The organism is Streptomyces sp. YS415, from assembly GCF_023544665.1.
Taxonomy (GTDB): domain Bacteria; phylum Actinomycetota; class Actinomycetes; order Streptomycetales; family Streptomycetaceae; genus Streptomyces.
Genome location: NZ_JAMJFL010000010.1, coordinates 218,835 through 241,254, shown reverse-complemented (window position 1 = coordinate 241,254; position 22,420 = coordinate 218,835). Strand labels below are relative to the sequence as shown.

Below are 22,420 nucleotides of genomic sequence, written 5' to 3'. Positions count from 1 at the left end.
GGCCACCCGCACGCCCGCCGACCGGAAGAACCGCCGCCGATGACCACCACCCAGCCCTCCGCCCCGACCCGCCAGATCGTCCCGCCCGAGGAACTGCACGCCACCGAGCTGGCGTTCCTCGCCGCGTACGACGACGGGCCGCGCCCGCCCGCGTGGCACCTCACGCCCCGGGCCGTCGTCACGTTCGTCATGGGCAGCGGCGGCCAGGCGCTGAAGCTGCCCGACACCGCCGAGGCGCCGGACGGCGTGCCGCGGCGCCTGACGGTGTCGGCCAAGTTCGTCGGTGACCGGGCGCTGGTCGAGCGGTGTGTCGTCACGCTCGCGGGCGAACGCGGGCTGCTGCTGGTCGGCGAGCCCGGCACCGCCAAGTCCATGCTCTCCGAGCTGCTGTCGGCCGCCGTGTGCGGCACCAGCGGCCTGGTCGTGCAGGGCACCGCGGGCACCACGGAGGACCAGCTCAAGTACGGCTGGAACTACGCCTTGCTGCTGGCCCAGGGCCCCAGCCGGCAGGCGCTGGTGCCCTCGCCCGTGCTCACCGCCATGTCCCGGGGCGCCATAGCCCGGGTCGAGGAGGTCACCCGCTGCCTGCCGGAGGTGCAGGACGCGCTGGTCTCCCTGCTCTCCGAGCGGCGTATCGCGGTCCCCGAACTGGCGGGCGGCGAGGACTCGTTGGCGCATGCCGCGCCCGGCTTCAACCTCATCGCCACCGCCAACCTGCGCGACCGGGGCGTCTCCGAGATGTCCGCCGCGCTCAAGCGCCGCTTCAACTTCGAGACGGTCGGCCCCATCGCGGACCTCGACGCCGAGACCGCGCTGGTGCGCAGCCAGGCGCGGGCCTCCGTGGAGCGGGCGGGCGCGGCCTTCCAGGTCGACGACGCGGTGCTGGAGGCCCTGGTGACCGCGTTCCGGGACCTGCGGGAGGGCCGGTCGGCGGAGGGCTGGGAGGTGGAGCGGCCGTCCACCGTGATGAGCACCGCGGAGGCGGTGTCGGTGGCGGGCGCGCTGGGTCTCGCGGCGGCGTACTTCCCGGGCGACCGCGATGTGCTCGGGCTCCTGCCGGGCCATCTGCTCGGTGTGGTCCGCAAGGACGACCCCGCCGACGCGGCCCGGCTGCGCGGCTACTGGGACGGCCCGGTCCGGCGGCGCGCCGAGCAGGGCTCCGCCACCTGGCGCACCCTGTGGGACCTGCGCACGGTACTGGAGGGCTGACGGCCATGCCCTTGTCCCCCGACGAGGCCGTGGCGGCCCTGACCGACCCGGCGGGGCCGTACCTCATCGGCGTACGGCACCATGCGCCGTCCCTGGCAGCGGCCGTGCCCGCCCTGCTGGACGCGGCCAGGCCGGACGTCGTGCTCGTCGAACTCCCCGCCGAGATGCAGGAGTGGCTGCCGTGGCTGGGCCACGAGGAGACCCGCGCACCGGTCGCGCTGGCGGCCGCGCCGCCGGACGGGTGCGGCGGACCGGCGTTCTACCCGTTCGCCGACTTCTCCCCCGAGCTGGCCGCGGTGCGCTGGGCGGCACGGCGGGGAATCCCGGCCGTGGCCTGCGACCTGCCCCTGGCCGACCGGGCGTGGGGAGGGGGGCGGGGCGCGGTGGGGCCGGCGGCCGTCGGCCCTGAGGGACGCGGTGAGGTGGGACCGGCGGCCGTCGACGCCGGGGGGCGCGATACGCCGGGACCGGCGGCCGTGGGTCCGGAGGGGCCCGGTTCGGGGGCGTCGGGGGTCGTCGCCCCAGGGGGGCGCGTTTCGGCGGGGTCGGCGCCTGTCGACGCCGGAGGGCGTGAGGCGGTGGGACCCGTGTCGCTCGGGTCCGGGATCGTGGATGCTCTGCGGGCTCGGCTGACCGGGCGGTCGGGGGACGATCTGTGGGACCGGCTCGTGGAGGCCACGGCGCCGGGCTCGCCGCCGGAGGCGCTGCGGCGGGCGGCGCTGCTGACGGGGTGGGCGCTGCGCGAGGACGCGGCGGCTTCGGGCGGCGTGCCCGAGCTGGATCTGCGGCGCGAACGGTGGATGCGGGCACGTCTGGCGGCGGCGACCGCCGGCGGGGAGCGGGCCGCGCTGGTCGTCGGCGCGTTCCATGCCCCGGCGCTGACCGCCGGGGAGCCCGCCCCGGAGCCGGAAACGCCCGTGGCGGGCGGGAGTTGGATCACCTCGCTCATCCCGTACACCTACGCCCTGCTGGACGAGCGGTCCGGTTACCCGGCCGGTATCCGGGACCCGGAGTGGCAGCACCTGGTGCTGCGGGCGGCCGGGGATCCCGCCGCGCTGGAGGAGGCGCTGACCCGGGCGGCCGTGGAGGTGTGTGCGGCGTTGCGGTCGCTGGGGCATCCGTCGGGGCCCGCCGACGCACGGGAGATCAGCCGGCTGGCCGGTGACCTGGCCCGGCTGCGCGGGCTGCCCGCGGCGGGGCGCGGCGAGCTGGCGGAGGCGGTGCAGACCGTGCTCGCGCAGGGCGAGCCGTACGGCCGGGGCAGGGCCGTCGCCCTGGCGATGGAGCGGGTGCTCGTCGGGACCCGCACCGGCCGGCCCGCGCCGGGCGCACCCCGCAGCGGCCTCGCCCCGGCGGTGGAGTCGGAGGTCACCGCGCTCGGGCTGCCCGGCCCGGACACCGCCGGCGCCCCGCGTGATCTGCGGCTGGATCCGCTGCGGTCGGATCTGGACCGCCGGCGCGAGCTGCTGCTGCGGCGTCTGACGGTGTGCGGGGTGCCGTACGGGCACGCCCAGGACGTCGCCGGGACGGGCGGGGCCGAGGCGCTCACCTCGCGGTGGGAGGTGCGCTGGACCCCCGCCACGGCGGCGATGCTGACCGCGGCGGGCGTGCGCGGGGTCACGGCGGCGCAGGCCGCCGAGGGTGTGCTGCGCGAGCGGCGGCGCGTGGAACGGAACGAGGGCGGCAGTACGGCCGAGCAGACGCTGCGCGGGCTGCGGGAGGCAGCCGAGTGCGGACTGCCCGCGCTCGCGGACGAACGGCTCGCCGATGTCGCCGACGTGCTGCCCCACTCCGGCACCCTCCCCGAACTCCTCGCCGCTCTCGCCCTGGCGGACCGGCTGCGCGCCGGTCACATCCCCGGGCTCGGCGCCGACGAGGACCGTACGGCGAGGGCCACCGCCGTGGCCGAGCTGCTGACGTCCGCCGCGGTGCGCCAAGTGGACGGGCTGACCGGCTCCGAGGACCCGGCGGACGCCCACGCCCTGCTCGAACTCGCCCACCGCGCCGACGAGTTGGGCGGCATCCGGCTCGCCGACGCGCTGGCCCGGCTGGCCGCCGACGGCTCCCCGCTGATGCGGGGCGCCGCAGGGGCCGTCCGGGTGCTGCTCGGTCACGAGGCGCCCGGCGCGCTGGGCGGCCGTATCGCCTCCTGGGTCGACTCGGCGACCGGGCCGGAGTCCCGGTCGGACCTGACCGCACGCCTCACGGGCGTACTGACCGCGGCCGGGCCGCTCCTGGAGTCGGCCTCCGCCTCGCTGAACCCGCTGCTGAACAGGGTGGTGGAGCTCTCCGACCGGGCGTTCCTCGACCGCCTGCCCGCGCTGCGGGGCGGGTTCGACACGCTCAGCCCGGCGGCGCGTGAACGCCTGCTGTCGGCCGTCGAGGACCGGCTGGGCGGCACGGCCGGCGTGACCGACACCGGTGCGGTGAACCCCGCCGCGCTCGCCGCCTGGACCCGCGCGGATCTCGCGGCCCGGGCGGGACTCGAAGGGCTGGGGCTGCTGCCTGCGCCGCGAGCCCTTCCGGCGGCGCCCGAAGAGCCCGGCCCCGCGCCGGTCCTGAAGGACCACCGCCTCTCCCCCGCCGACCGCTGGCGGCTCGTGCTGGGCCGGCGCTCCGACCAACTGCCGCGTTCCGCCGCCGGGTTGGCGACCGCGCTGGACGAGCTCTACGGCACCGGGCGCGGCGAGGGCAGTCGGGGCGGGCTGCCCGGGGCGAGCGGCCGTGGCGGCGGGCGGGAGGCGCCCTATCCCGGGGTGCGGGAGTGGTCCGAGGAGCTGGCGGCCCTGTTCGGGCCCGGGATCCGGGAGGAGGTGCTGGCGGCAGCGGCGGCGTCGGGGCGGACCGATGTGCTGGCCGAGCTCGATCCGGAGCGCGCGCGGCCCTCGGTGGACCTGCTGCGGACGGTGCTGCGGCATGCGGGCGGACTGCCGGAGGCCCGGCTGGCCGCGCTGCGCCCGCTCGTGCGGCGTCTGGTGGACGCGCTGACCCGGGAGCTGGCCACGCGGCTGCGACCGGCCCTGCACGGTACGACCCTGCCGCGACCGGGGCGGCGGCCGGGCGGGGGCCTGGACCTGCCGCGCACCCTGCGCGCCAACCTGGCGGCCGCACAGCGCGGCCCGGACGGGCGGATCGTGGTCGTCCCCGAGCGGCCGGTGTTCCGTACGCGGGCGAAACGGGCCGCGGACTGGCGGCTGATCCTGGTCACGGACGTGTCGGGCTCGATGGAGGCGTCCACGGTGTGGGCCGCCCTCACCGCCTCGGTGCTGGCGGGGGTACCGACCCTGTCCACGCACTTCCTCGCCTTCTCCACCGAGGTCATCGACCTCACCGGCCATGTCGACGACCCGCTGTCGTTGCTGCTGGAGGTCAGCGTGGGCGGCGGCACGCACATCGCCGCGGGGCTGCGGCACGCGCGCGAGCTGGTGACCGTGCCGTCGCGGACGCTCGTCGTGGTCGTCAGCGACTTCGAGGAGGGCTATCCGCTGGGCGGGCTGCTCGCCGAGGTGCGCGCCCTGGTCGGGGCCGGCTGCCAAGTGCTGGGCTGCGCGAGCCTCGACGACGCGGGCCGCCCCCGCTACTCCACCGGCGTCGCGGGACAGCTCGTCGCCGCGGGCATGCCGGTGGCCGCCCTCAGTCCGCTCGAACTCGCCCGCTGGGTAGGGGAGAAGATCGCATGAGCCCGGGCCTTCCGCCGGTCGCGCCGGACGTGACCGCAGAACTGGTCGGAGCGTTGTCGCCCCGGCTGCGCAAGCGGCTGGACGCGGGGGTCGCCAAGCTGGCCGGGCGTCCGGCCGTCGTGGACGGCGACACGGTGCGCGTGGCCGTGGACGACGACACCGACCTCGAACTGCACGCACCGGGCGGAGTGGTGAGCAGTACGGACGCCATCCGGTGCGGGTGCCTGCTGGCGCCGGACTGTCTGCACCGGGCGGCCATCGCGTCAGCGGCACCGGTCGCGGACGCCTCGGTGGCGGACGCCTCGGCCGCGGACGAGATCACGGACGAGGTCGCGGAGCCGGCGGCGACCACGGCGGCCCCGCCGAATCCCGACACCACGGAGGGCTCGGCGCCTCCGCCGGAATCCGACCTCGCAGAGGGGTCGGCAACACCGCCGCATCGCGCCCCCGCGACGGCGGTCCCGGCGATCCCGCCGAGAGCCGACGCCCCGGCGAACACGGCAACCCCGCGGAATCCCAACCCCACGACGGCCACACCGGTCCCGCCGGATCCCGACCCCACGGCAACGCCCGCCCAGCTCTCCGCCGCTCAAGCCCTGCACGCCGCAGCGGCCGCCGTGCTCGACGCCGGTACGGACGGCGCCGGGGCCGTCGTCCAGGCGGAGTTGCTGCGCGCGGCGCACACCGCGCGGCTCGCCGGGCTGCCCCGGGCCGCCACGTCGGCGGTGGCCGTGGTCACCGGGCTGCGCGCGGCGCGCGGCGGAGAGCCCGCGTACCGCCTCGCCGACCTCGTCACCGCGCTCCACACCGTTCTCGGCGCGGCGCACCGCCTGCCGCGCGCCACCGGTCCCGAACTGGCGGCGCTGCGCGGCAGCGTGCGGCAGCCGTACACCCCGGACGGTTCATTGCGGCTGTACGGCCTCTTCTCGGAGCCCGTCCTCACGGCGACCGGTTACGCGGGCGCCGTCACCTGGACCGCCGACGCGGACAGCCGCCTGTACACGGTGTCGGACGTGGCACCGGGCGGGCCGGGCCGCGCGGTCGGTGCCGCCGAGCGTGCCGTGCGCATCGGAGACACAGCGCTGACCCACCGGGAGTTGTCCCGCGCGGGGCTCGCGGTGTCCGGGGCGACGGTGTCGCCGACCGGGCGGCTGGGCGCGGGCAAGAAGGTACGGGCGGTGCGCGCGTCCGGGGTGGCCTGGGACGGCAATCCGCTGGACCGGCTGTGGGCCGTACCCGTCGCCGAGCAGGCACTGCGGGCCCTGTCCGAGGACGGCCACGACCTGCTCTTCCTGGACGTCACGCTGCTCGGCACGGTCCGCGAGGCGGCCGGTGACTGCCTGCTCGCGGCCTGCGGGCGTCTGACGGTCCGGCTTGCCGCCGCCCATGACCATCCGGCGCTTCCCGACAGGGAGAATCTCCGGTTGCTGGCCGCCGCGCCGGGCTCCCGACTGCGCGTGGTGGCCCGCCTCGCCCCCGCCCCGCACGCCCGCGCCCTTCTCCTGGCCACGGCCCACCCGACCGACCCCGCCGCCCGGGTCGACCTGGGCTTCGACCGCCTCCAGCGCGCGGACCTGCCCGCGGCCACGCCCACCGAGCCCGTGACAGCCCCGGTCGCCGCATCCGCTCCTGACGAACCGCCGCTGCATCTGCTGCGCCGCCGAGTCCATCAGGCCGCCTCCGGGGGGCGCCGGGTGCTGGCGTTCCCCGGTGACAGCGCCTCCGACGCCCGGCGCCTGGGCCGCCTGGGTCTCGCCACCGCGGGCGACCTGCTGGACGAGCTGCACGCGGCGGCCGCCGAGCGGGATCGCGACGCCTTCGGCCGCCTGATCCCTGCCGATGCCGGGCGCTTCGCCCGAGCGTGGCTGGGCGCGGCCCAGTACACGGCCGAGGTGGACCGGGCGCTGTGCGCGGCGGCATGGGGAGCGGAACCGGAAACGGCGTGACGTGAGGCCGACGTCCCGCTCACACCCGCCCGTACGGGCGGCACCCGCCCCGCACAACCGTCACGCACCCGAGACGGCCACCTCCGACACACCCGCCCCACCCCCACCCCTAAGCCCCTCTCCGTCACACCGGCCCCGGCACGCCTCCCCCGCCCTTGAGCCGTTCCAGGTCGGACGGCCGGACCTGGATGGCCAGGACGGCGATCAGTGCCGCGACCACGGTGAAGATCGCCGCTGTGATGAAGGCCGAGGAGACTCCGGCGGTGAGCACCTCGTCCGACCACGGCGGTGGCAGCTCGCCTGTGCGCTCGAAGCGCAGGCGTTCGGCGGGGGTGGCCTGGGAGAGATAATCCGGTACCTGCTTGTCCGCCTCGTTCCTGCTGGCCGTGCCGTACATCGTGACCAGGATGGACAGGCCGAGCGAACCGCCGACCTGCTGGGTGGCGTTGAGGAGTCCGGAGGCCGCGCCGGTCTCCCGGACGGTGACGTTGGACAGCGCCATCAGCGTGAGCGAGACGAACTCCATGCCCATGCCCAGGCTGAAGACGAGCATCGGTCCGAGGACGCTGCCGAGGTAGGTGGAGTCGACGTCGGTCAGCGTCAGCCAGCTCAGACCGGCCGCCGCCAGGATCGCGCCGACCACCATGAAGGGTTTCGGCCCGTACGTGGGCAGGAACTTGGACGCGAGACCGGCGCCGACCGCGATGACCGCACTGACCGGCAGGAAGGCGAGCCCGGCCTGCAAGGGGCTGAAGTCCAGCACATTCTGCACGAAGAGGGTCAGGAAGAAGAACATGCCGAAGATCGCGGCGGCCAGGCACAGCATGATGCCGTAGGTGCCGGCGCGGTTGCGGTCGAGGAACATGTGCAGTGGCGTGATGGGCTGCGTGGACCGGCGTTCCACCAGGACGAACGCGACGAGCAGGAGGACGGCCGCGGCGAACGAGGCCAGCGTGAGCGGATCGCGCCAACCGTCCTGCGCGGCGCGGATGAAGCCGTACACCAGCAGCACCATGCCCGCCGTGGAGGTCAGGGCACCGGTGATGTCGAAGTGGCCGGGGTGGCGTTCGGACTCCTTGATCCAGCGGGGTGTGGCGAGCGCGATGAGCAGGCCGATGGGGACGTTGACGAAGAAGACCCAACGCCAGTTCAGCCACTCTACGAGCATGCCGCCGGCGAGCAGTCCGATCGCGCCGCCGCCCGCCGAGACCGCGGCGAACACGCCGAACGCCCGGTTGCGTTCAGGGCCTTCGCGGAAGGTGGTGCTGATCAGGGCAAGGGAGGTCGGGGAGGCGATGGCGCCGCCGACGCCCTGGAGGGCACGGGCGGCCAGGAGTTGGGCCTCGTTCTGGGCGAACCCGCCGAGCAGGGAGGCGAACACGAACAACAGCACGCCGAAGATGAACACCCGCCGTCGGCCGAGGATGTCACCGGCCCGGCCGCCGAGCAGCAGCAGTCCGCCGAAGGTCAGGGTGTAGGCGTTGACCACCCAGGACAGGCTGGTGGTGGAGAAGTCCAGGGAGCGCTGGATGTCCGGCAGCGCGATGTTCACGATGGTGATGTCCAGGACCACCATCAGCTGGCACGAGGCGATGACGAAGAGGGCCATCGCGTTTCCGCCACCGCCGTTTTCCTTGGTGGTGGTCTGCGGTGATGTGGGCTGCTGGCTAGCGCTCATGTCGTGTCGCACTCTCGGGGCTTGCACCCTCGTGAGGGGTCGGTGAACAGAGCCGTCCACCGTCGGTCCACCGTTCGACCGTACGCCGGTGCCTGGGCGGTCACCACTCGATCAACCGCACCCCCTTGACGCGGTCGCCACTCGATCAACCGCACCCCCTTGACGCGGTCGCCACTCGATCAACCGCACCCCCTTGACGCTCGGAAGGGCCGTTGGCACACTCCCGACCCATCCCAGAAAACGCTTTCCACGTCACGCACCGCGTGTGAATCGATTCAATCACCGCGTCTCCGACACCGGGCGTGACCAGGGCGCATCCCGCGCCGCCAACCCCCCATAGGAGAGACCGAGATGGCACACCGAGCCGCAACAGCCCGCCGCAGGCGCGCCGTTGTCACCGCAGCCTGCGCCACCGCCCTGCTCACCGGCGCCGCCTTACTGTCCGAGCCCGCGACCGCGGCCGCACCGCGAGCGGCCGCGGCCTGCGGCGAGGGCACCTACCAGGCGGAGGCGGTGCTCAGCGGCAGCACCTGGACCGCCCGCCGCGGCGGTTCCGTGGTGTACACCGGCACGGACATGCGCGCGGCGATGCAGGCCGCCGTCAGCAGCCTGACGCCGGGCCGCACGTGGAAGGAACGGGTCGTCGTCCGCGGCTCGGGGTCGATCGGCGCCGGGTCCCGGGTCTCCCTGCCCAGCTACACGGTCCTCGACGTCTGCGGCACGATCAACGTCACCGGATCGGGCTCCGGGGACCAGGCCCCGGTCTACGCCCGGGGCGTCCGCGACATCGAGGTCCAGCACCTCAACGTCACCGGCGCGCCGCTCTACGGCATCTTCCTGCGCAACGTCCAGAACGTCGTGCTCGGCCAGATCGACATGCGTCTGTCGGCAGGGCTCGGGGTCCGCATCGACAACCGCGGCGACACCAGCCAGTGGACCCGCAACGTCCGGATCGACACCGTCTACGTCTCCGGCGCCAGCAGCCACGCGGTGGAGACGTACGGCGTGGACGGCCTCACCGTCGGCACGGTCACCGCCCGCAATGTCGGCCACTCGGGCCTGCTCCTGAACCAGACGATCAACGCCACCGTCACCAGGGTCGACGCCGACGGCGCGGGCACCGGCACCGGTTACGCGGCCTTCCGCATGGCCAATCGCAACGGCCGGGTGGGCAGTTCGTACCCCACCAACATCCGGGTGGGCGAGGTGATCGCGCGCGGCGGCGGACGCGGGGTGTTCTGCGTGTCCGAGAGCGGCGGCGCGGTCATCGACCGGGTCAACCTGACGAACACGGGCAACAACTCGATCCTGATCGAGAACTGCACCAACGTGAACATCGCCGCCCAGAGCGGCAGCGTCACCGGCGGCGGCGAGATCCGGCTCGCGGCGCGCTCGGAGTTCCCCAACAACTCCGGCATCACCATCCAGAACCTCACGGTCACCAACTCGGCGATCAGCGAGAACCCCTGCGGGACCGACACCACGTTCCGCAACAACACGCTCGTCAACAGCCGGCAGACCATCTGCTGAACCGGAAGGGGCGGACGGGCCGCCCGGCCCGTCCGCCCCTGTGCGCGTGGTCCCCGATCAGCAGGTGCGGCCCACGTAGTACGCGCCGTCGATCTTGGAGGAGGAGCCCAGCCAGGTCTTGCCGGGCGCGACGCACCGCTCGTAGTCGGGGGCCCAGGCCACCTCGACCTTGATGACGACACGGGAGCCGTCCGAGGTGCAGTGGTGGTAGTAGGCGTCGGAGCCGGTCTCGAAGAAGCCGCACGGGTCGGCGACGGCGGAACCGGCGGCCGTGGTGACCACGCCGAAGGAGGAGAGGACGAGGGCCGCGCCGCCGAGGGCGCCGGTCACGAAACGACGAACACGCAAGGGAACTCCATGCGGTGAGGGACCGGGGCCGGGCTGCCGGCCGATCCGATGATCAATGCCGAGCCAGGATCACCGCTTCCCACCGCCAAGTTGATCAAGTGGCGGTCTTCTTCACCCGGAGTATCGATTTGTCGTTACGCCGATTGGTTGACGAGGCGCCCTACCCCGCCCTCCTGACGAGCGGCACGTCCCGGCTGAACTGCCGGAAGCCGACGCTGTAATAGAGCTCGCGGGCCGCGGGACGGCCGGGCGCGCCCAGGCAGGCGACTGTCATGTGCCGGGCCCCGGCCTTGCGCGCCAGACGCATCCCGTGCAGCAGCATCGCCCGGCCCAAACCGCGCCGCCGGTAGTCCGGATGCGTGCCCACCGGCTCGAACTCGGCGGTTCCGTTCGCCTCGTCGAGCCACATGATCGTCGATGCGGCCATCGTCCCGTCCGGCGCCTCCACCAGCACATGCAGATCCCCGCGGTACGGCGGTGTCCCCCGGACCCCTTCGTACGCCTCCGGCGTGTACGTCGACGATGGCGCCCAGGCGTCCACATGGGCCTGGACCACGGCCCGCGTCCCGGCCTCGTCGGCGGTGCGGAACCGGAACCCGTCGGGCAGCACCGGCTGTTCCACCTCGTCGAGGTCCCGCACATTGAGCTGGGTCCAGGAGCCGGTGTCGCCGAGCGCGTGCGGATCGGCCGCGTAGCCGTGCGCCGCCCACCGCTCCAGGGCGAACTCGTCGGCGGTCTGAGCGATGACCGTACGCTCGATGCCGTCCGCCACCCCGTCGTACCAGCCGATCACCTCGTCCACCAGCTCAGCGGCGTCGGGATGGACCTGGTAGGCGAGGTAGGCACTGGTGACGTCCTGCACGGATCCGTCGTTCCGCCGCACTCGGCGGGGCAGTTGGGCCCAGCCCCAGGCGAGCAGCTCAGCGCCGGAGAACCACAGTCTGCGCCGCCAACTCCCGCCGGCCGCGGCATGCCCCTTGCCCCAGTTCCAGGCCAGCTCGCCGACCGAGGCGTCGCTGTTCACCAGCTCGGGACGGACGGCCACCAGCCGCTGCGCCAGGGCCTGCATGAGCCGGACGTCCGCGGCGGTCAGGCGGTCGCTGTCGTCCATGGAGCGTTACTGTGCCAGTGCTCAGCGCGACGGACGAACCGTTTTCGGGCGGGCCCGACCCCCTCCGGTACCGTGATCATGGTGGCGACACTTCCAGAGATCACCGCCCTGCTGGGCGCACCCCGGTTCAACTGGTCCGACCCGGCTCCGTGGACCACGCTCGAGCGGGAACTCGAGACCGAATTCCCCGCCGACTTCCGCGAGATCGTGGACGCCTACGGGTCGGTCCAGATCAACAACCAGCTGTACCTGACCCATCCCGCCGGTCATCTTCTGCACAGTCTCGGAGCCGGCATCAAGGACGACCTCGCCCTGTGGGCCGAGGAGGACATGGCCGAGTTCCTGCCCAGCCCGGTAGGCGGAGCGCCCGGTGAGCTGATACCGGTGGCGTCGGCCACGACGGGGGAAGCGATCTTCCTCGCCGTTCCCGAGCAGCCGTCCTCGGCCTGGCGCGTCGTGGTGCAGGAGTTCGACAGTCCGGCGTGGACGCTCTACGAGATGACGTTCAGCGACTGGTTCCTGGCCTACCTCAAGGGCAGGGACGTGACCCTGTGCTCGCGCAACTTCGCGCCTGAGGGCCCTTTCTGGGAGTTCCTGCCCTGACGGACAGCACCTGACCCGGGCCCGGATGACGGACCGCGCAGCCTCCCGATGTCACAGAACAGCCGTGCCCGGTGTCCTGTGGGGGACGCAGTCGACAGCGGAGGGGACCACGCATGGCAGGCACGGCACAGGCGGGCGACTTTGCCACGAAGGCATTCGTCGCGCACCGCAATCTGCTCTTCACCGTGGCCTACGAACTGCTCGGCTCGGCCGCCGACGCCGAGGACGTTCTCCAGGAGACCTGGCTGCGCTGGGCGGGCGTCGACCTGGACGCCGTACAGAATCAGCGCGCGTACCTCGTACGGATCGCCACCCGCCAGGCGCTGATCCGGCTGCGCACCCTGGAGCGCCGCAAGGAGACCTACGTCGGCCCCTGGCTGCCCGAGCCGCTGCTGACGGCGCCGGACGTGGCGGAGGACGTGGAGCTGGCCGACAGCGTCTCGATGGCGATGCTGCTGGTGCTGGAAACGCTCACGCCGACCGAGCGGGCGGTGTTCGTGCTGCGCGAGGTGTTCGCGCTCGACTACGACGAGATCGCCGAAGCCGTGGAGAAGAAGCCGGGGGCAGTACGGCAGATCGCCCACCGGGCCCGGTCGCATGTCGCCGCGCGCCGTCCCCGCGGGGAGGTCTCGGCGGCGGAGTCCGAGGCCGCGCTCGGTGCCTTCCGACGCGCTGTCGAGACAGGCGACTTGCAAGGCCTGCTCGACATCCTCGCGCCGGATGTCGTGTTCCTGGGCGACGGCGGCGGGGTCGCCCGGGCCGCGCTGTCGCCGATCGTGGGCGCCGGGAGCGTGGCGGCGCTCCTGGCCGCGTCCCGGCTGGCCTCGGTGGCCCCGCTGGAGGCGGCCCAGGTCAACGGCTCCCCCGCGCTGGTCCTGCGCCTTCGCGGGGAGGTCGACACGGTGCTGGCGGTGCGCATCGACGAGGGCCTCATCACGGGCCTGTACGCGGTCCGCAACCCGGAGAAGCTGGCGCGGATGGGGCGGGAGACGGAGCTGCGGCGCCGCGTGAGCACGTACTGAGGACGTTGCGCCTGCCGGAAGGGCGGGCGCTCGGGCGGTCACATGCCGATGAAGCTCACCGTCTCCGTCATCTCCGCGCGCCCCGTGCGCAGCGCCGGCACGCCGTGCTTCTCGAATCCCACCGCGACCCCGCAGAAGAGCACGAGACCGTCGTCCGCCCCGACCGCCTGGCTCACGGTCCTGCGGTACATCGTCCACATCACCTGGGGGCAGCTGTGCAGCGCTTCCGCCCTCAGCAGCAGCATGACCGTCTGGAGGTACATCCCCGCGTCCCCCCACTGTCCCGGCCCCATCGCCCGGTCGAGGTAGCAGAACAGGACGACCGGCGCCCCGAACGCCTCCGAGTTCAGAGCGGCGATCTTCCGGGGCCGGTCGGGGTCGTCGCGCTCGATGCCCAGCGCCGCGTACCGCTGGGCAGCCGCGGCGGAGAAGCGGTCCAGATACGGCGAGGCCAGTCCCGCCGGATACATCGGGTACTCCCGCTCGTCACCCGGGTTACCGGCCTGGGCCCTGGCCGTCGCGCGGCGCTTCAGCTCGGCCAGGGGGTCGCCGGTGACGACGTACAGGTGCCACGGCTGGAGGTTCCCGCTGGACGGGGCCCGGGTCGCCGCCGTAAGCACTCGCTCCAGCACCTCTCGGCGTACCGGCTCAGCGCTGAATGCCCGTACAGCCCGGCGGCTGTCCACGGCCTCGTACACATCCACGTCTTCTCGCCCTCTCCCCCATACCGGAGCCGGGGCAGCGGAAACTGCGTTGCACCGTCCCGTGACGATCACTAAGGTCCTTCGGGTGACTGCCGGGTCGGCCATGGGCCATGCACGAGTGAGCTTCCCGGCCTCGGCGTGAACCCGAGGCGGGCCAGAGCCCCGCCCTCCCCTCCGCGTCCTCCCGTAGGCGCCCGCACGCGGCGCCGGTCCCCAGCGGATACCGAGACCCGGAGACACACACCACACATGCCGAACGAACAGCAGCACCCGCGCACTCCCGAACTGCCGACGAAATCCGTCCAGTTGAACCACACCGCCGTCTACGCCACCGACCGACAGCTGTCCGCCGAGTTCCTTGCCGCCATCCTGGGCCTCGAGGTCTGCGCCCCGTTCGGGCCGTTCCTCCCCGTCGACCTCGGCAACGGCGTCACGCTCGACTACTACGAGATGCGTATCGAGCCGATCCAGCCGCAGCACTACGCGTTCCTCGTGCCCGACGAGCAGTTCGACGGCATGATCGCCCGCCTGGAGACCGTCGGGGTCACCTACTACGCCGACCCCGGTCACACCGACCCCGGCCGGATCAACCGCCTGTTCGGCGGCCGCGGCGCCTACTTCGACGACCCGGACGGCCACAACATGGAGATCATGACCCGGCCCTACGCCCGCCCCTAGCCGGTACTCCTCCACGCCCGGAGCAGGTCGAAGACCCGGCGGTCGCCGTCGAGCGTGCCGCCGGGCGGAGGCGGAGGCGGTGACCGCGTCGGCGGCGCCGGGTCTGCGACGGCGCCCCCTTGCCTGCACACCCGACGGCACCCCCATTACTTGCACGCCTATGAGCAATAACCTAATCTGCACATGAGTGAGCAATTAGCTGCCACCGTGCCGTAGGCGCATCCATGCCTTCCGCCCCTCCCTGAATCTCAGGACGTTCCATGCCGCTCTTCGCGAACACCCCCGTCGAGAAAATGCCCGGCCCCTACCCCCGCCGCTGGTGGGCCCTGCTCGTGCTCTGCCTCAGCCTGCTGGTCGTCGTCATGGCGAACACCTCGCTGATCGTGGCCGCGCCCGACATGACGAGGGACCTCGGGCTGTCCAGCAGTGACCTGCAGTGGGTCATCGACGGCTACACCGTCCCGTACGCCGCGCTGATGCTGGTCCTGGGCGCCCTGGGCGACAAGTACAGCCGGCGCGGCGCGCTCGTCGCCGGGCTGTTGATCTTCGCGGGCGGGTCGGTGATGGGCAGCGTGGTCGACGAGACCGGCCTGGTCATCGCGGCCCGCGCCATCATGGGTGTCGGCGCCGCCGTCGTCATGCCGGCCACGCTCTCGCTGCTGGTCGCCATCTTCCCCAGGGGCGAGCGGGTGCGGGCCATCACCGCCTGGACCGCCACCTCCGGACTCGCCATCGCCGCGGGCCCGCTGCTGGCCGGCCGGCTCCTGGAGGACCATGCCTGGGGCTCGACGTTCCTGATCAACGTGCCCATAGTCCTCGTCGGCGTGGTCGGCGCGCTCGTCCTCGTCCCGCCGTCCAAGGCGCAGGGCATGGGCCGGATCGACTACGTCGGCGGCCTGCTCTCCATCGTCTCCGTCGCCGCGCTCGTCTACGCGATCATCGAGGGCCCGCACTTCGGCTGGGGCGCCGGACCGGTCACCGCGGCCGTGGTCGCCGCCGTCGGCCTGCTCGCGTTCGTGGTGTGGGAACTGCGCCATCCGCACCCGATGCTGGACGTGCGCAAGTTCCAGCAACGGCCGTTCAGCGGCTCGATGATCGCGGTGCTGTTCTTCTTCTTCGGCACCTTCGGCTCGATCTACTACGCCACCCAGTACCTGCAGTTCGTCCTCGGCTACGACGCCCTGGAGACCGGGGTCCGGCTGACACCGCTGGCGGGGGCCGTGTTCGTCGGCGCCGCCGTCACCGGCAGGCTGTCGCCCAGGCTCGGGGTGAAGGCCATGGTCGGGACCGGGATGGTGCTCGGCGCGGCGGCCGTCACGCTGCTCACCCTGATCGACGCCGACTCGGGGTACTCCGCCTTCCTGCCCACCCTGCTGCTGCTCGGTTTCGCCATCGGCCTCAGCGTCTCCCCCGCCACCGACACGATCATGGGCTCCTTCCCCGAGTCGGAGCTGGGCGTCGGCGGCGGCGCCAACGACACCTCGCTGGAACTCGGCGGCTCCCTCGGCATCGCGCTGCTGGGCTCGCTGCTGAGCACGTCCTACAAGGACAGGCTGACCGACCTGGCCGGCGGACAGTTGCCGGCCGAGGCCCTGCACACCGCCCAGGAATCCGCGGGCGGCGGCCTCGCCGTCGCCGAGAAGATCGCCAAGAGCCCGGACGGCGGCGTGCAGCAGGCCCAGGCCCTGGTCGACGCGGTGCACGAGTCGTTCGCCCACGCGGTGGCGTACACCAGCCTCGTCGGCGGCATCGTCATGGCCGCCGGTGCCGTGCTCGTCCTCCTCGTCCTGCCCGGCCACCGCGCCCTGAAGCAGCACCGGGAGCAGTCGCCCGAGCCGCAGGAGGAGCGCGTGAGCGCTAGCCGGTCACCGCGTTGAGCACCGGGTAGATCCGCGGCTGCGCGTCGGGGACGCCGAGGTCCTGGAGGATGGGCACGACGGTCTCGCCGAACTCCCGGAACGCCTCCTCGGACTCCCATACGTCGACCACGAGCCAGCCGTCGGAGGTGGGTGCGGCGACGTGCGAGACGATTCCGGCCACCGGCCAGTCCGAGGTGCTCGTCATCGGGCCGGGGCGTCCGGTCAGCCGCTCCACGCACTGCTCGTACTGCGCCTGAGTCATCCCCGGCAGTTCGAAAACGATGACGACGGACATGGTGCGCTCCCTCACAGGGCGGTACAGGGTCGGGCCCAGTCGACCACCCCGCCGCAGCACGGGCGCGTCGGCCTGAGCCGTACGGGGCACCCCTGGCGGGCCCGTACGGCAGGGACGGCTCAGTCGCCCGCGCCGGCCGTGCGGACCGCCGTCGGCGCGATCTCGGCGACCACCCTGCTCGCCCGCTCCTGGGGCACCCCCGCCGCGATCAGCGTGGCGAGGGCGGTTCTCGCCCCGTCGTCCTGCAGCGCCCCGGAGTTGACCTCCTCCAGCAGCGCGACGTGCATGGCCTCGAGACCGGCGCTCAGGACGGCGGCCGGCAGATGGGTGTGGAAGACGCCGTCCCGCTGCCCTCGGTCCAGGATGGCGGTGACCTCGGAGCGGGCCGGGGACAGGATCTCCGTGACGCGCTCGATGCCGAGGTCGCGCCGGGCGAGCGCCAGCAGCATCCGGTAGCGGTCGCCCACCGGCCACATGGCGAGGACGAAGTGCGCGAGCGCCCGTTCGGCCGGCTCGGCGGGCCTGACCGCCTCGGCCAGCGCGGCGCGCAGCGTCTCGGACGCCTCCTCGGCGAGCGCCTCCAGCAGCGCCGGGCGTCCGGGGAAGTGACCGAAGAGCGTCCGCCGTACGACCCCGGAGGCCCGCGCCAGTTCCTCCAGGGTGATGTCCGGGTTGCGGCCGAGCTCCCGCCGGGCGGTGGCCAGGATGCGCGCCCGGTTGGACCGCGCGTTGCGTCGCTGCGGCACGCGGGCCACGGGCTTGGTCACGGGGAACCTCGGTAGGGCGGTACGGGGGGGGACGACGGGTCCGGAGACGGTCGTATCCATTCTGGCACGCCGGAATCGGCCCGGCCCGTGGCGGACCCGAGGAGCTGCGCATCACGGATCCGGGACCGTCCGGGGCCCGCCGACGGACGTCTCGGCGGGAGCCGGAGACAGCGGGATCGGGGTGAACATGGGGGGCACCTCGTCCGGGGTGAGCGCGGTGGGGCCGTACACCCAGTCGGTGAAGGAGTAGTCGTAGGTGTCCCGCGCCCGCATGATCGCGTTGCGCCGGCGCCGGGGCTCGCCGTCGAGGTGCCACAGCTCGCCCCAGGCACGGGCGGTGGTCTGCACCCGGTGGCAGTGCTCCACGCGCACCGCCTCGTAGGCCATGAGGGCCGTGTCCCAGTCCTGTTGGCGGGCATGGTGCTCGGCCAGTACCCAGCCGTCCTCGATCGCCATGATCGCGCCCTGCGCCATGTACTGGAGCGGCGGATGGGCGGCGTCGCCGAGCAGGACGATCCGGCCGTGCACCCAGGTGTCCACGGGGTCGCGGTCGAGCATCTGCCACCAGCGGTCCCGCCACATCAGCGGAATGCCCTGGCGCACCGTGTCGCAGGTGGCCTCGAAGGCCGTGTCCAGCTCGTCGGGGGTGCCCCAGTCGGCGTGTCCGGCCAGGGCCTTGGGCGACTCGAAGACGGCGACCTGGTTGAACATGTCGCCGCCGCGCAGGGCGTACTGGACGAAGTGGCAGCGGGGGCCGACATGGACGGTGACGTCCTTCTCCGCGATGCCGTTCTCCCGGACCTGCTCGATGGGGACGGCGGCGCGGTAGGCGACGTAGTGGGAGCTGACGACGTCGTCGCCGACCAGCAGACGGCGGGCCGTGGAGTGCAGGCCGTCGGCCGCGACGACCAGCGGGGCGGACTCGGTCCTGCCGTCCTCCAGCACGACGCGGGCCCCGCCAGGGGTGTTCTCGTAGCCGGTGACGGTCCGGTCGGTCAGCAGCTCGACACCGGCGCGTGCGCAGGCGCGCAGGAGGATGCCGTGCAGATCGCTGCGGTGGATGACCAAGTACGGGTAGCCGTAACGGCGTTCGAGGTCTCGCAGGTCCAGCCGGGTGAGCTCCCGGGAGTCGAGCGCGTCGCGCATCACCATGTGCTCGGGGAGGACACCGAGCGTCCTTGCCTCCTCCAGCAGGCCGTACTCGGCGAGGATCCGGGTGCAGTTGGGTGCGAGCTGGAGGCCCGCGCCCACCTCGCCGAACTCCTTGGCGCGTTCCAGGACGCGCACCCGCAGTCCCCGGCGGGCCAGGGCGAAGGCGGCACCGAGGCCGCCGATACCACCGCCGACGACCAGGACGTCGGGGTCGCAGGGAGGGTTCATGATCTGCTCCTTCGGTCGCGGGCGGCGGCGCTCAGAGCCAGGGGCCCAGCACCGGGGCCCCGGGGCAGGTGCCCCTGCCGGTCAGGTAGGCGGCCAGGTCGGCCAACTCGCCCGTGACCAGGCGGAGTTCGCCCTCGCCCGGCAGGTCCCAGGCGGCGGTCGGCGTCCGCAGGGTGACGGCCGGGCCCGGCGCCGCGGACCGCTTGGCCACGACGTCGTCGCACAGGGCCAGGAGGAAGTCGTCCGGGAGATCCGCGAAGGTGACGGTGGTCGCCAGGTCGACGGCGTGCACGCAGACCTCGCGGGCCCGCAGCCAGGGCACCTCGGCGGCCGGTACGGTCCGGCCCTGCGCGGTGACGACCCGCGCCCGCCACTCCCCCTCGCCGAGCGCGGCCATCCCCTTGTCCAGGGCGTCCGCGGAGTGCCGCAGCCAGGCGGCGAGTTCGGCGGCGGGCAGGGCGCGGCCCCGCTCGATGCCCTGGGCGCGTTCCTCGGGCGAGGCGTACATCGGGGTGGGGTCGCCGGTGGCGGCCCAGTGCACGAGGTTGCCGAGCGCGTCGGCGTTGGCCGCCACATGGGCGACCAGGTGCGCGCGGGACCAGCCGGGCAGGGCGCTCGGCTCGTCGGACCCGGTGCCCACTGCCCCGAGAAACAGCTCGGTGCCGAGCCGCGTCCAGCGGCGGGCGTCGTCGAGGGTGCGGGGCATCAGGCGGACTTCTCCTCGACGACCCGGTTCTCCAGGCGGCCGATGCCCTGGATCTCGGTGACGACGGTTTCGCCGCCGAGGAGGTAGCGCTCGGGCCTGCGGGCGTGGCCGACGCCGCCGGGGGTGCCGGTGGCGATGAGGTCGCCGGGGTTGAGGCGGACGACGGTGGAGATGTACTCGACCAGGTCGACGGGGTCGAACAGCAGGTCGCCGGTGGAGTCGGACTGCATGAGCTCGCCGTCCACCCGCAAGGTCACGTCCAGCGCGGGGCGGACCCCGCCGGGCAGTTCGTCCGGGGTGACCAGGAAGGGGCCGACGGGGGTGGAGGAGTCCCACGTCTTGCCCTGGAGCCATTCGCGGGTGCGGAACTGCCAGTCCCGGCAGGTGATGTCGTTCAGCACGGTGAACCCGGCGACGGCGGCCTCGGCCTCGGCGCCCCGGGCGCGGCGCGCGGGTGTGCCGATCACGACGGCGAGTTCGGCCTCCCAGTCGAACTTCCCGGTCTCCGCCGGGCGCACGATGTCGTCGTGGGCGCCGATCAGGCAGTCCGCGAACTTCGCGAACAGCGTCGGATGTTCGGGCAGGTCCCGTCCCATCTCCTGGATGTGGCGCCGGTAGTTGAGGCCGACGCAGACCACCTTCGAGGGGGCCGGGACCACGGGCGCGAAGTCGGCGCCGTCGAGGGGGTACGCGGTCCCGGTCGCCGTCGCGGCCAGGTCCCGCCAGCCGTCCTGGCCGAGCAGAGCGCCCACGTCGGAGAACCCGAGGTCGACAAGCGCGTCTCCGTCGAGGCGTACGGCCTTCGTCGTGCCGCCGGTGCGGATGGTCGCGAGCTTCATCGGGGGGTTCCTTCCACGTGGGTGCGGTCGAGCCGCAGGGCTTCGAGGACGGGCGCGTCACTGAACCGGAACAGGTCCAGGGCGCCGGAGTCGGAGTCGGTGGCACCGGCCTCGGAGCGGACCGAGAAGGGCTGCCAGGAGGGGACGACGAAGAGGTCGCCGCGGGTGACCGACCAGGTGGCCTCGCCGACGGTGACGGTGCCGGAGCCGTCGAAGACCTGGTGGACCGAGGAGCCCGTCTCGCGCACCGGAGCGGTCTCGGTGCCGCGGGCGATCCGGTGCATCTCGGCCCGGATGGTGGGCAGCGCGTCGGCGCCGGTCGCCGGATCGGTGAACCGGACGGCGGCGTGACCGGGCTCGACGGTGCCGCCGTGCCCCTCCGCCTCCAGGGCGAGCTGGTCGCTGAGGGCGCGGTCGGTGTGCTCCCAGCGGTAGGCGAGCAGCGGCGATCCGGGGCCGGTGGGTGCGGCGGCCACCGGGCGCAGGCCGGGGTGGCCCCACAGGCGCTCGGCGCGCGAGCGGTCGGGGGTGGCCCGCTCGGCGTCGCTGAGCCGGTCCCGGCCGAACTCGAAGAACTGGGTCTCGGCGGCGTACTGCAGGGGGATGTCCAGGCCGTCGATCCAGGCCATCGGCGCGGCGGTGGCGTTGTGGTGGGCGTGCCAGTTCCAGCCGGCCTGCGGGAGGAAGTCGCCGCGCCGCATGGCGACCGGGTCGCGCCCGACGACCGTCCACACGCCCTCGCCCTCGACGACGAAGCGGAAGGCGTGCTGGGTGTGCCGGTGCTCGGGCGCGTCCTCGCCGGGCATGAGGTACTGGATCGCGGCCCACAGCGTCGGCGTGGCGAAGGGCCGGCCGCCCAGGGACGGGTTGGCCAGCGCGATGGCCCGCCGCTCGCCGCCCCGGCCGACCGGGACGAGGTCGCCGGCCCGGGCCGCGAGCTCCCGCAGCCGCTCCCAGCGCCACAGGTGCGGCAGGGCCCGGGAGCGCGGGTGGGCGGGCATCAGGTCGCCTATCTCGGTCCACAGCGGGACGAGCAGTTCCTGTTCGAAGCCCCGGTACAGCTCTTCGAGCGCCGGGGTGACCTCGGGCTGTCCGTCCGCGGCGACGGCCTGGAGGCGGACGGGGGAAGCCGGTGCGGTGTCGTGCGCGAGGGAGGAATCGGTCACGGACGACAGCGTGTGCCGCGTCCGCCTGGAGAACGGATAGATTCTGCAGAGCAGAATCCGAAGGCAGGTCACCGGTGATGGACAAGCCGCTGAAGAATCCGCCGCCCTACCCGATCGCCAGCGTGGACCACGCGCTGCGGGCGGCGATCGTCCTGCAGCTGGAGGGCGGCGCGACCGTGTCGCAGATCGCCGAGCGGCTGGGCGTCGCCCGGTCCACCGCCCACCGGATCCTCGCCATGCTCGTCTACCGGGACTTCGCCGTGCAGGACGAGGACCGCGTCTACCGGGCGGGCCCGGTGCTGGAACTCGCCGCGCACTCCCCGTCGCTGGTGTCCCGGCTGCGCGCGGCGGCGCTGCCCCATCTGCAGCGGGTGGTGGAACTGCTGGAGGAGACGGCGAACCTGATCGTGCGCACCGGGGACACGGTCCGGTTCATCGCCGGCGTGGAGTGCCGGCAGGCGCTGCGGGTCGGCTCCCGGGAGGGCATGGTGTTCCCGGCGCACCGCACGACGGCGGGGCTGCTGCTGCTCGCCGACCTTCCCGAGGCGGAACTGGACGAGGTCTACGCCCCCGAGCGGTACCGCGACCGCCCGGCGGACCGTCCCGATCTCGCCCGGCTGCGCACCGAGTTGAAACGACTGCGGCGCAACGGCTTCGCCGTCAACCGGGAGCGCTCCGAGCGCGGCCTCGTGGCCGTCGGCGTGCCGGTGCGCGACCGGAACGGCACCGCGCTGGCGGGCCTGTCGGTGTCGATGCCCCGCGTGCGCTACGACCCCCACCGGCTGCAGCCCCTGGTCGCCACCCTCAACGCCACGGCGCGCGCCCTGGAGAGGGACCTCGCCGAGCAGGACTGAGCACGCCGGTCGCCTGACGGCCGAACTCGTCGCCCGCCGCGGGCT

The 22,420-nt window shown here is 73.5% G+C and carries 19 protein-coding genes; 9 read left to right on the top strand and 10 right to left on the bottom strand.

The window, feature by feature from the left end:
- The first annotated feature begins 39 nt into the window (after positions 1-39).
- Genes M8H82_RS15785 through M8H82_RS15775 form a run of 3 tightly spaced genes read left to right on the top strand, consistent with a single transcriptional unit; the run spans position 40 to position 6,835 of the window.
- The gene (locus tag M8H82_RS15785) at positions 40-1,209 is read left to right on the top strand and encodes an AAA family ATPase (protein WP_250074325.1); all 1,170 of its coding nucleotides are present in this window, start codon (positions 40-42) and stop codon (positions 1,207-1,209) included.
- A gap of 5 nt (positions 1,210-1,214) precedes the next feature.
- Complete coding sequence (locus tag M8H82_RS15780; RefSeq protein ID WP_250074323.1) at positions 1,215-4,889, top strand: DUF5682 family protein; 3,675 nt, start codon at positions 1,215-1,217, stop codon at positions 4,887-4,889.
- Positions 4,886-6,835: a hypothetical protein gene (locus tag M8H82_RS15775; protein WP_250074321.1), complete on the top strand. Its 1,950-nt coding sequence runs from the start codon at positions 4,886-4,888 to the stop codon at positions 6,833-6,835. The genes M8H82_RS15780 and M8H82_RS15775 overlap by 4 nt, the downstream gene beginning before the upstream one ends.
- Positions 6,836-6,959: 124 nt before the next feature.
- Here the strand turns inward: M8H82_RS15775 and M8H82_RS15770 are convergent, their stop codons facing one another.
- The gene (locus M8H82_RS15770; RefSeq protein WP_374211664.1) at positions 6,960-8,444 is read right to left on the bottom strand and encodes an MFS transporter; all 1,485 of its coding nucleotides are present in this window, start codon (positions 8,442-8,444) and stop codon (positions 6,960-6,962) included.
- A gap of 420 nt (positions 8,445-8,864) precedes the next feature.
- On the opposite strand from M8H82_RS15770, the gene M8H82_RS15765 reads away from it, so the two are divergent.
- Positions 8,865-10,043: a hypothetical protein gene (locus M8H82_RS15765; RefSeq protein ID WP_250074318.1), complete on the top strand. Its 1,179-nt coding sequence runs from the start codon at positions 8,865-8,867 to the stop codon at positions 10,041-10,043.
- Positions 10,044-10,100: 57 nt separating this feature from the next.
- On the opposite strand, the gene M8H82_RS15760 is transcribed toward M8H82_RS15765, so the two are convergent.
- Together M8H82_RS15760 and M8H82_RS15755 are read right to left on the bottom strand one after the other, a co-directional pair.
- Complete coding sequence (locus M8H82_RS15760; protein WP_250074316.1) at positions 10,101-10,391, bottom strand: DUF6355 family natural product biosynthesis protein; 291 nt, start codon at positions 10,389-10,391, stop codon at positions 10,101-10,103.
- A gap of 160 nt (positions 10,392-10,551) precedes the next feature.
- A complete protein-coding gene (locus M8H82_RS15755; protein ID WP_250074314.1) occupies positions 10,552-11,502 on the bottom strand; it encodes a GNAT family N-acetyltransferase in 951 nt (316 codons plus the stop codon).
- A 78-nt stretch (positions 11,503-11,580) separates the two neighbouring features.
- Between M8H82_RS15755 and M8H82_RS15750 the strand changes: the two genes are divergently transcribed.
- Both M8H82_RS15750 and M8H82_RS15745 read left to right on the top strand, forming a co-directional pair.
- Entirely contained in the window at positions 11,581-12,105 is a 525-nt protein-coding gene (locus tag M8H82_RS15750; protein ID WP_250074312.1) for an SMI1/KNR4 family protein, read from the top strand.
- Between the two features lie 113 nt (positions 12,106-12,218).
- Positions 12,219-13,127 (top strand): RNA polymerase sigma-70 factor, encoded by a 909-nt coding sequence (locus tag M8H82_RS15745; protein WP_250074310.1) that lies wholly within the window; start codon positions 12,219-12,221, stop codon positions 13,125-13,127.
- 38 nt (positions 13,128-13,165) lie between these two features.
- Here the strand turns inward: M8H82_RS15745 and M8H82_RS15740 are convergent, their stop codons facing one another.
- A complete protein-coding gene (locus tag M8H82_RS15740) occupies positions 13,166-13,831 on the bottom strand; it encodes a nitroreductase (protein ID WP_250074308.1) in 666 nt (221 codons plus the stop codon).
- A 249-nt stretch (positions 13,832-14,080) separates the two neighbouring features.
- Between M8H82_RS15740 and M8H82_RS15735 the strand changes: the two genes are divergently transcribed.
- Entirely contained in the window at positions 14,081-14,509 is a 429-nt protein-coding gene (locus M8H82_RS15735; RefSeq protein ID WP_250074306.1) for a VOC family protein, read from the top strand.
- 260 nt (positions 14,510-14,769) lie between these two features.
- The gene (locus M8H82_RS15730) at positions 14,770-16,386 is read left to right on the top strand and encodes an MFS transporter (RefSeq protein WP_250074305.1); all 1,617 of its coding nucleotides are present in this window, start codon (positions 14,770-14,772) and stop codon (positions 16,384-16,386) included.
- On the opposite strand, the gene M8H82_RS15725 is transcribed toward M8H82_RS15730, so the two are convergent.
- The 6 genes from M8H82_RS15725 to M8H82_RS15700 all read right to left on the bottom strand — a co-directional run bounded on the left by M8H82_RS15725 (position 16,367) and on the right by M8H82_RS15700 (position 21,521).
- A complete protein-coding gene (locus M8H82_RS15725) occupies positions 16,367-16,663 on the bottom strand; it encodes a hypothetical protein (RefSeq protein WP_250074303.1) in 297 nt (98 codons plus the stop codon). The two genes, M8H82_RS15730 and M8H82_RS15725, sit on opposite strands and share 20 nt — an antisense overlap.
- A gap of 119 nt (positions 16,664-16,782) precedes the next feature.
- Positions 16,783-17,430: a TetR family transcriptional regulator gene (locus M8H82_RS15720; RefSeq protein WP_250074301.1), complete on the bottom strand. Its 648-nt coding sequence runs from the start codon at positions 17,428-17,430 to the stop codon at positions 16,783-16,785.
- Positions 17,431-17,541: 111 nt separating this feature from the next.
- On the bottom strand, positions 17,542-18,810 hold the full coding sequence (locus M8H82_RS15715; RefSeq protein WP_250074299.1) for an FAD-dependent oxidoreductase: 1,269 nt from the start codon (positions 18,808-18,810) through the stop codon (positions 17,542-17,544).
- A gap of 31 nt (positions 18,811-18,841) precedes the next feature.
- Positions 18,842-19,516: a maleylpyruvate isomerase family mycothiol-dependent enzyme gene (locus M8H82_RS15710; protein ID WP_250074297.1), complete on the bottom strand. Its 675-nt coding sequence runs from the start codon at positions 19,514-19,516 to the stop codon at positions 18,842-18,844.
- Complete coding sequence (locus M8H82_RS15705; RefSeq protein ID WP_250074295.1) at positions 19,516-20,355, bottom strand: fumarylacetoacetate hydrolase family protein; 840 nt, start codon at positions 20,353-20,355, stop codon at positions 19,516-19,518. Before M8H82_RS15705 ends, M8H82_RS15710 begins: the two co-directional genes overlap by 1 nt.
- Positions 20,352-21,521, bottom strand: a complete 1,170-nt coding sequence (locus tag M8H82_RS15700) for a cupin domain-containing protein (protein WP_250074293.1) — start codon at positions 21,519-21,521, stop codon at positions 20,352-20,354. The genes M8H82_RS15705 and M8H82_RS15700 overlap by 4 nt, the downstream gene beginning before the upstream one ends.
- Positions 21,522-21,598: 77 nt before the next feature.
- Here M8H82_RS15700 and M8H82_RS15695 point away from each other — a divergent pair, with 77 nt between their 5' ends.
- The gene (locus M8H82_RS15695; protein ID WP_250074291.1) at positions 21,599-22,375 is read left to right on the top strand and encodes an IclR family transcriptional regulator; all 777 of its coding nucleotides are present in this window, start codon (positions 21,599-21,601) and stop codon (positions 22,373-22,375) included.
- Positions 22,376-22,420 lie beyond the last annotated feature (45 nt).

Bases quoted from the DNA above. Each gene is read 5' to 3' on its own strand.
- M8H82_RS15785 (WP_250074325.1), top strand. From the start codon at position 40: ATGACCACCACCCAGCCCTCCGCCCCGACCCGCCAGATCGTCCCGCCC.
- M8H82_RS15780 (WP_250074323.1), top strand. From the start codon at position 1,215: ATGCCCTTGTCCCCCGACGAGGCCGTGGCGGCCCTGACCGACCCGGCG.
- M8H82_RS15775 (WP_250074321.1), top strand. From the start codon at position 4,886: ATGAGCCCGGGCCTTCCGCCGGTCGCGCCGGACGTGACCGCAGAACTG.
- M8H82_RS15770 (WP_374211664.1), bottom strand. From the start codon at position 8,444: ATGGCCCTCTTCGTCATCGCCTCGTGCCAGCTGATGGTGGTCCTGGAC.
- M8H82_RS15765 (WP_250074318.1), top strand. From the start codon at position 8,865: ATGGCACACCGAGCCGCAACAGCCCGCCGCAGGCGCGCCGTTGTCACC.
- M8H82_RS15755 (WP_250074314.1), bottom strand. From the start codon at position 11,502: ATGGACGACAGCGACCGCCTGACCGCCGCGGACGTCCGGCTCATGCAG.
- M8H82_RS15750 (WP_250074312.1), top strand. From the start codon at position 11,581: ATGGTGGCGACACTTCCAGAGATCACCGCCCTGCTGGGCGCACCCCGG.
- M8H82_RS15745 (WP_250074310.1), top strand. From the start codon at position 12,219: ATGGCAGGCACGGCACAGGCGGGCGACTTTGCCACGAAGGCATTCGTC.
- M8H82_RS15735 (WP_250074306.1), top strand. From the start codon at position 14,081: ATGCCGAACGAACAGCAGCACCCGCGCACTCCCGAACTGCCGACGAAA.
- M8H82_RS15730 (WP_250074305.1), top strand. From the start codon at position 14,770: ATGCCGCTCTTCGCGAACACCCCCGTCGAGAAAATGCCCGGCCCCTAC.
- M8H82_RS15725 (WP_250074303.1), bottom strand. From the start codon at position 16,663: ATGTCCGTCGTCATCGTTTTCGAACTGCCGGGGATGACTCAGGCGCAG.
- M8H82_RS15715 (WP_250074299.1), bottom strand. From the start codon at position 18,810: ATGAACCCTCCCTGCGACCCCGACGTCCTGGTCGTCGGCGGTGGTATC.
- M8H82_RS15710 (WP_250074297.1), bottom strand. From the start codon at position 19,516: ATGCCCCGCACCCTCGACGACGCCCGCCGCTGGACGCGGCTCGGCACC.
- M8H82_RS15705 (WP_250074295.1), bottom strand. From the start codon at position 20,355: ATGAAGCTCGCGACCATCCGCACCGGCGGCACGACGAAGGCCGTACGC.
- M8H82_RS15695 (WP_250074291.1), top strand. From the start codon at position 21,599: ATGGACAAGCCGCTGAAGAATCCGCCGCCCTACCCGATCGCCAGCGTG.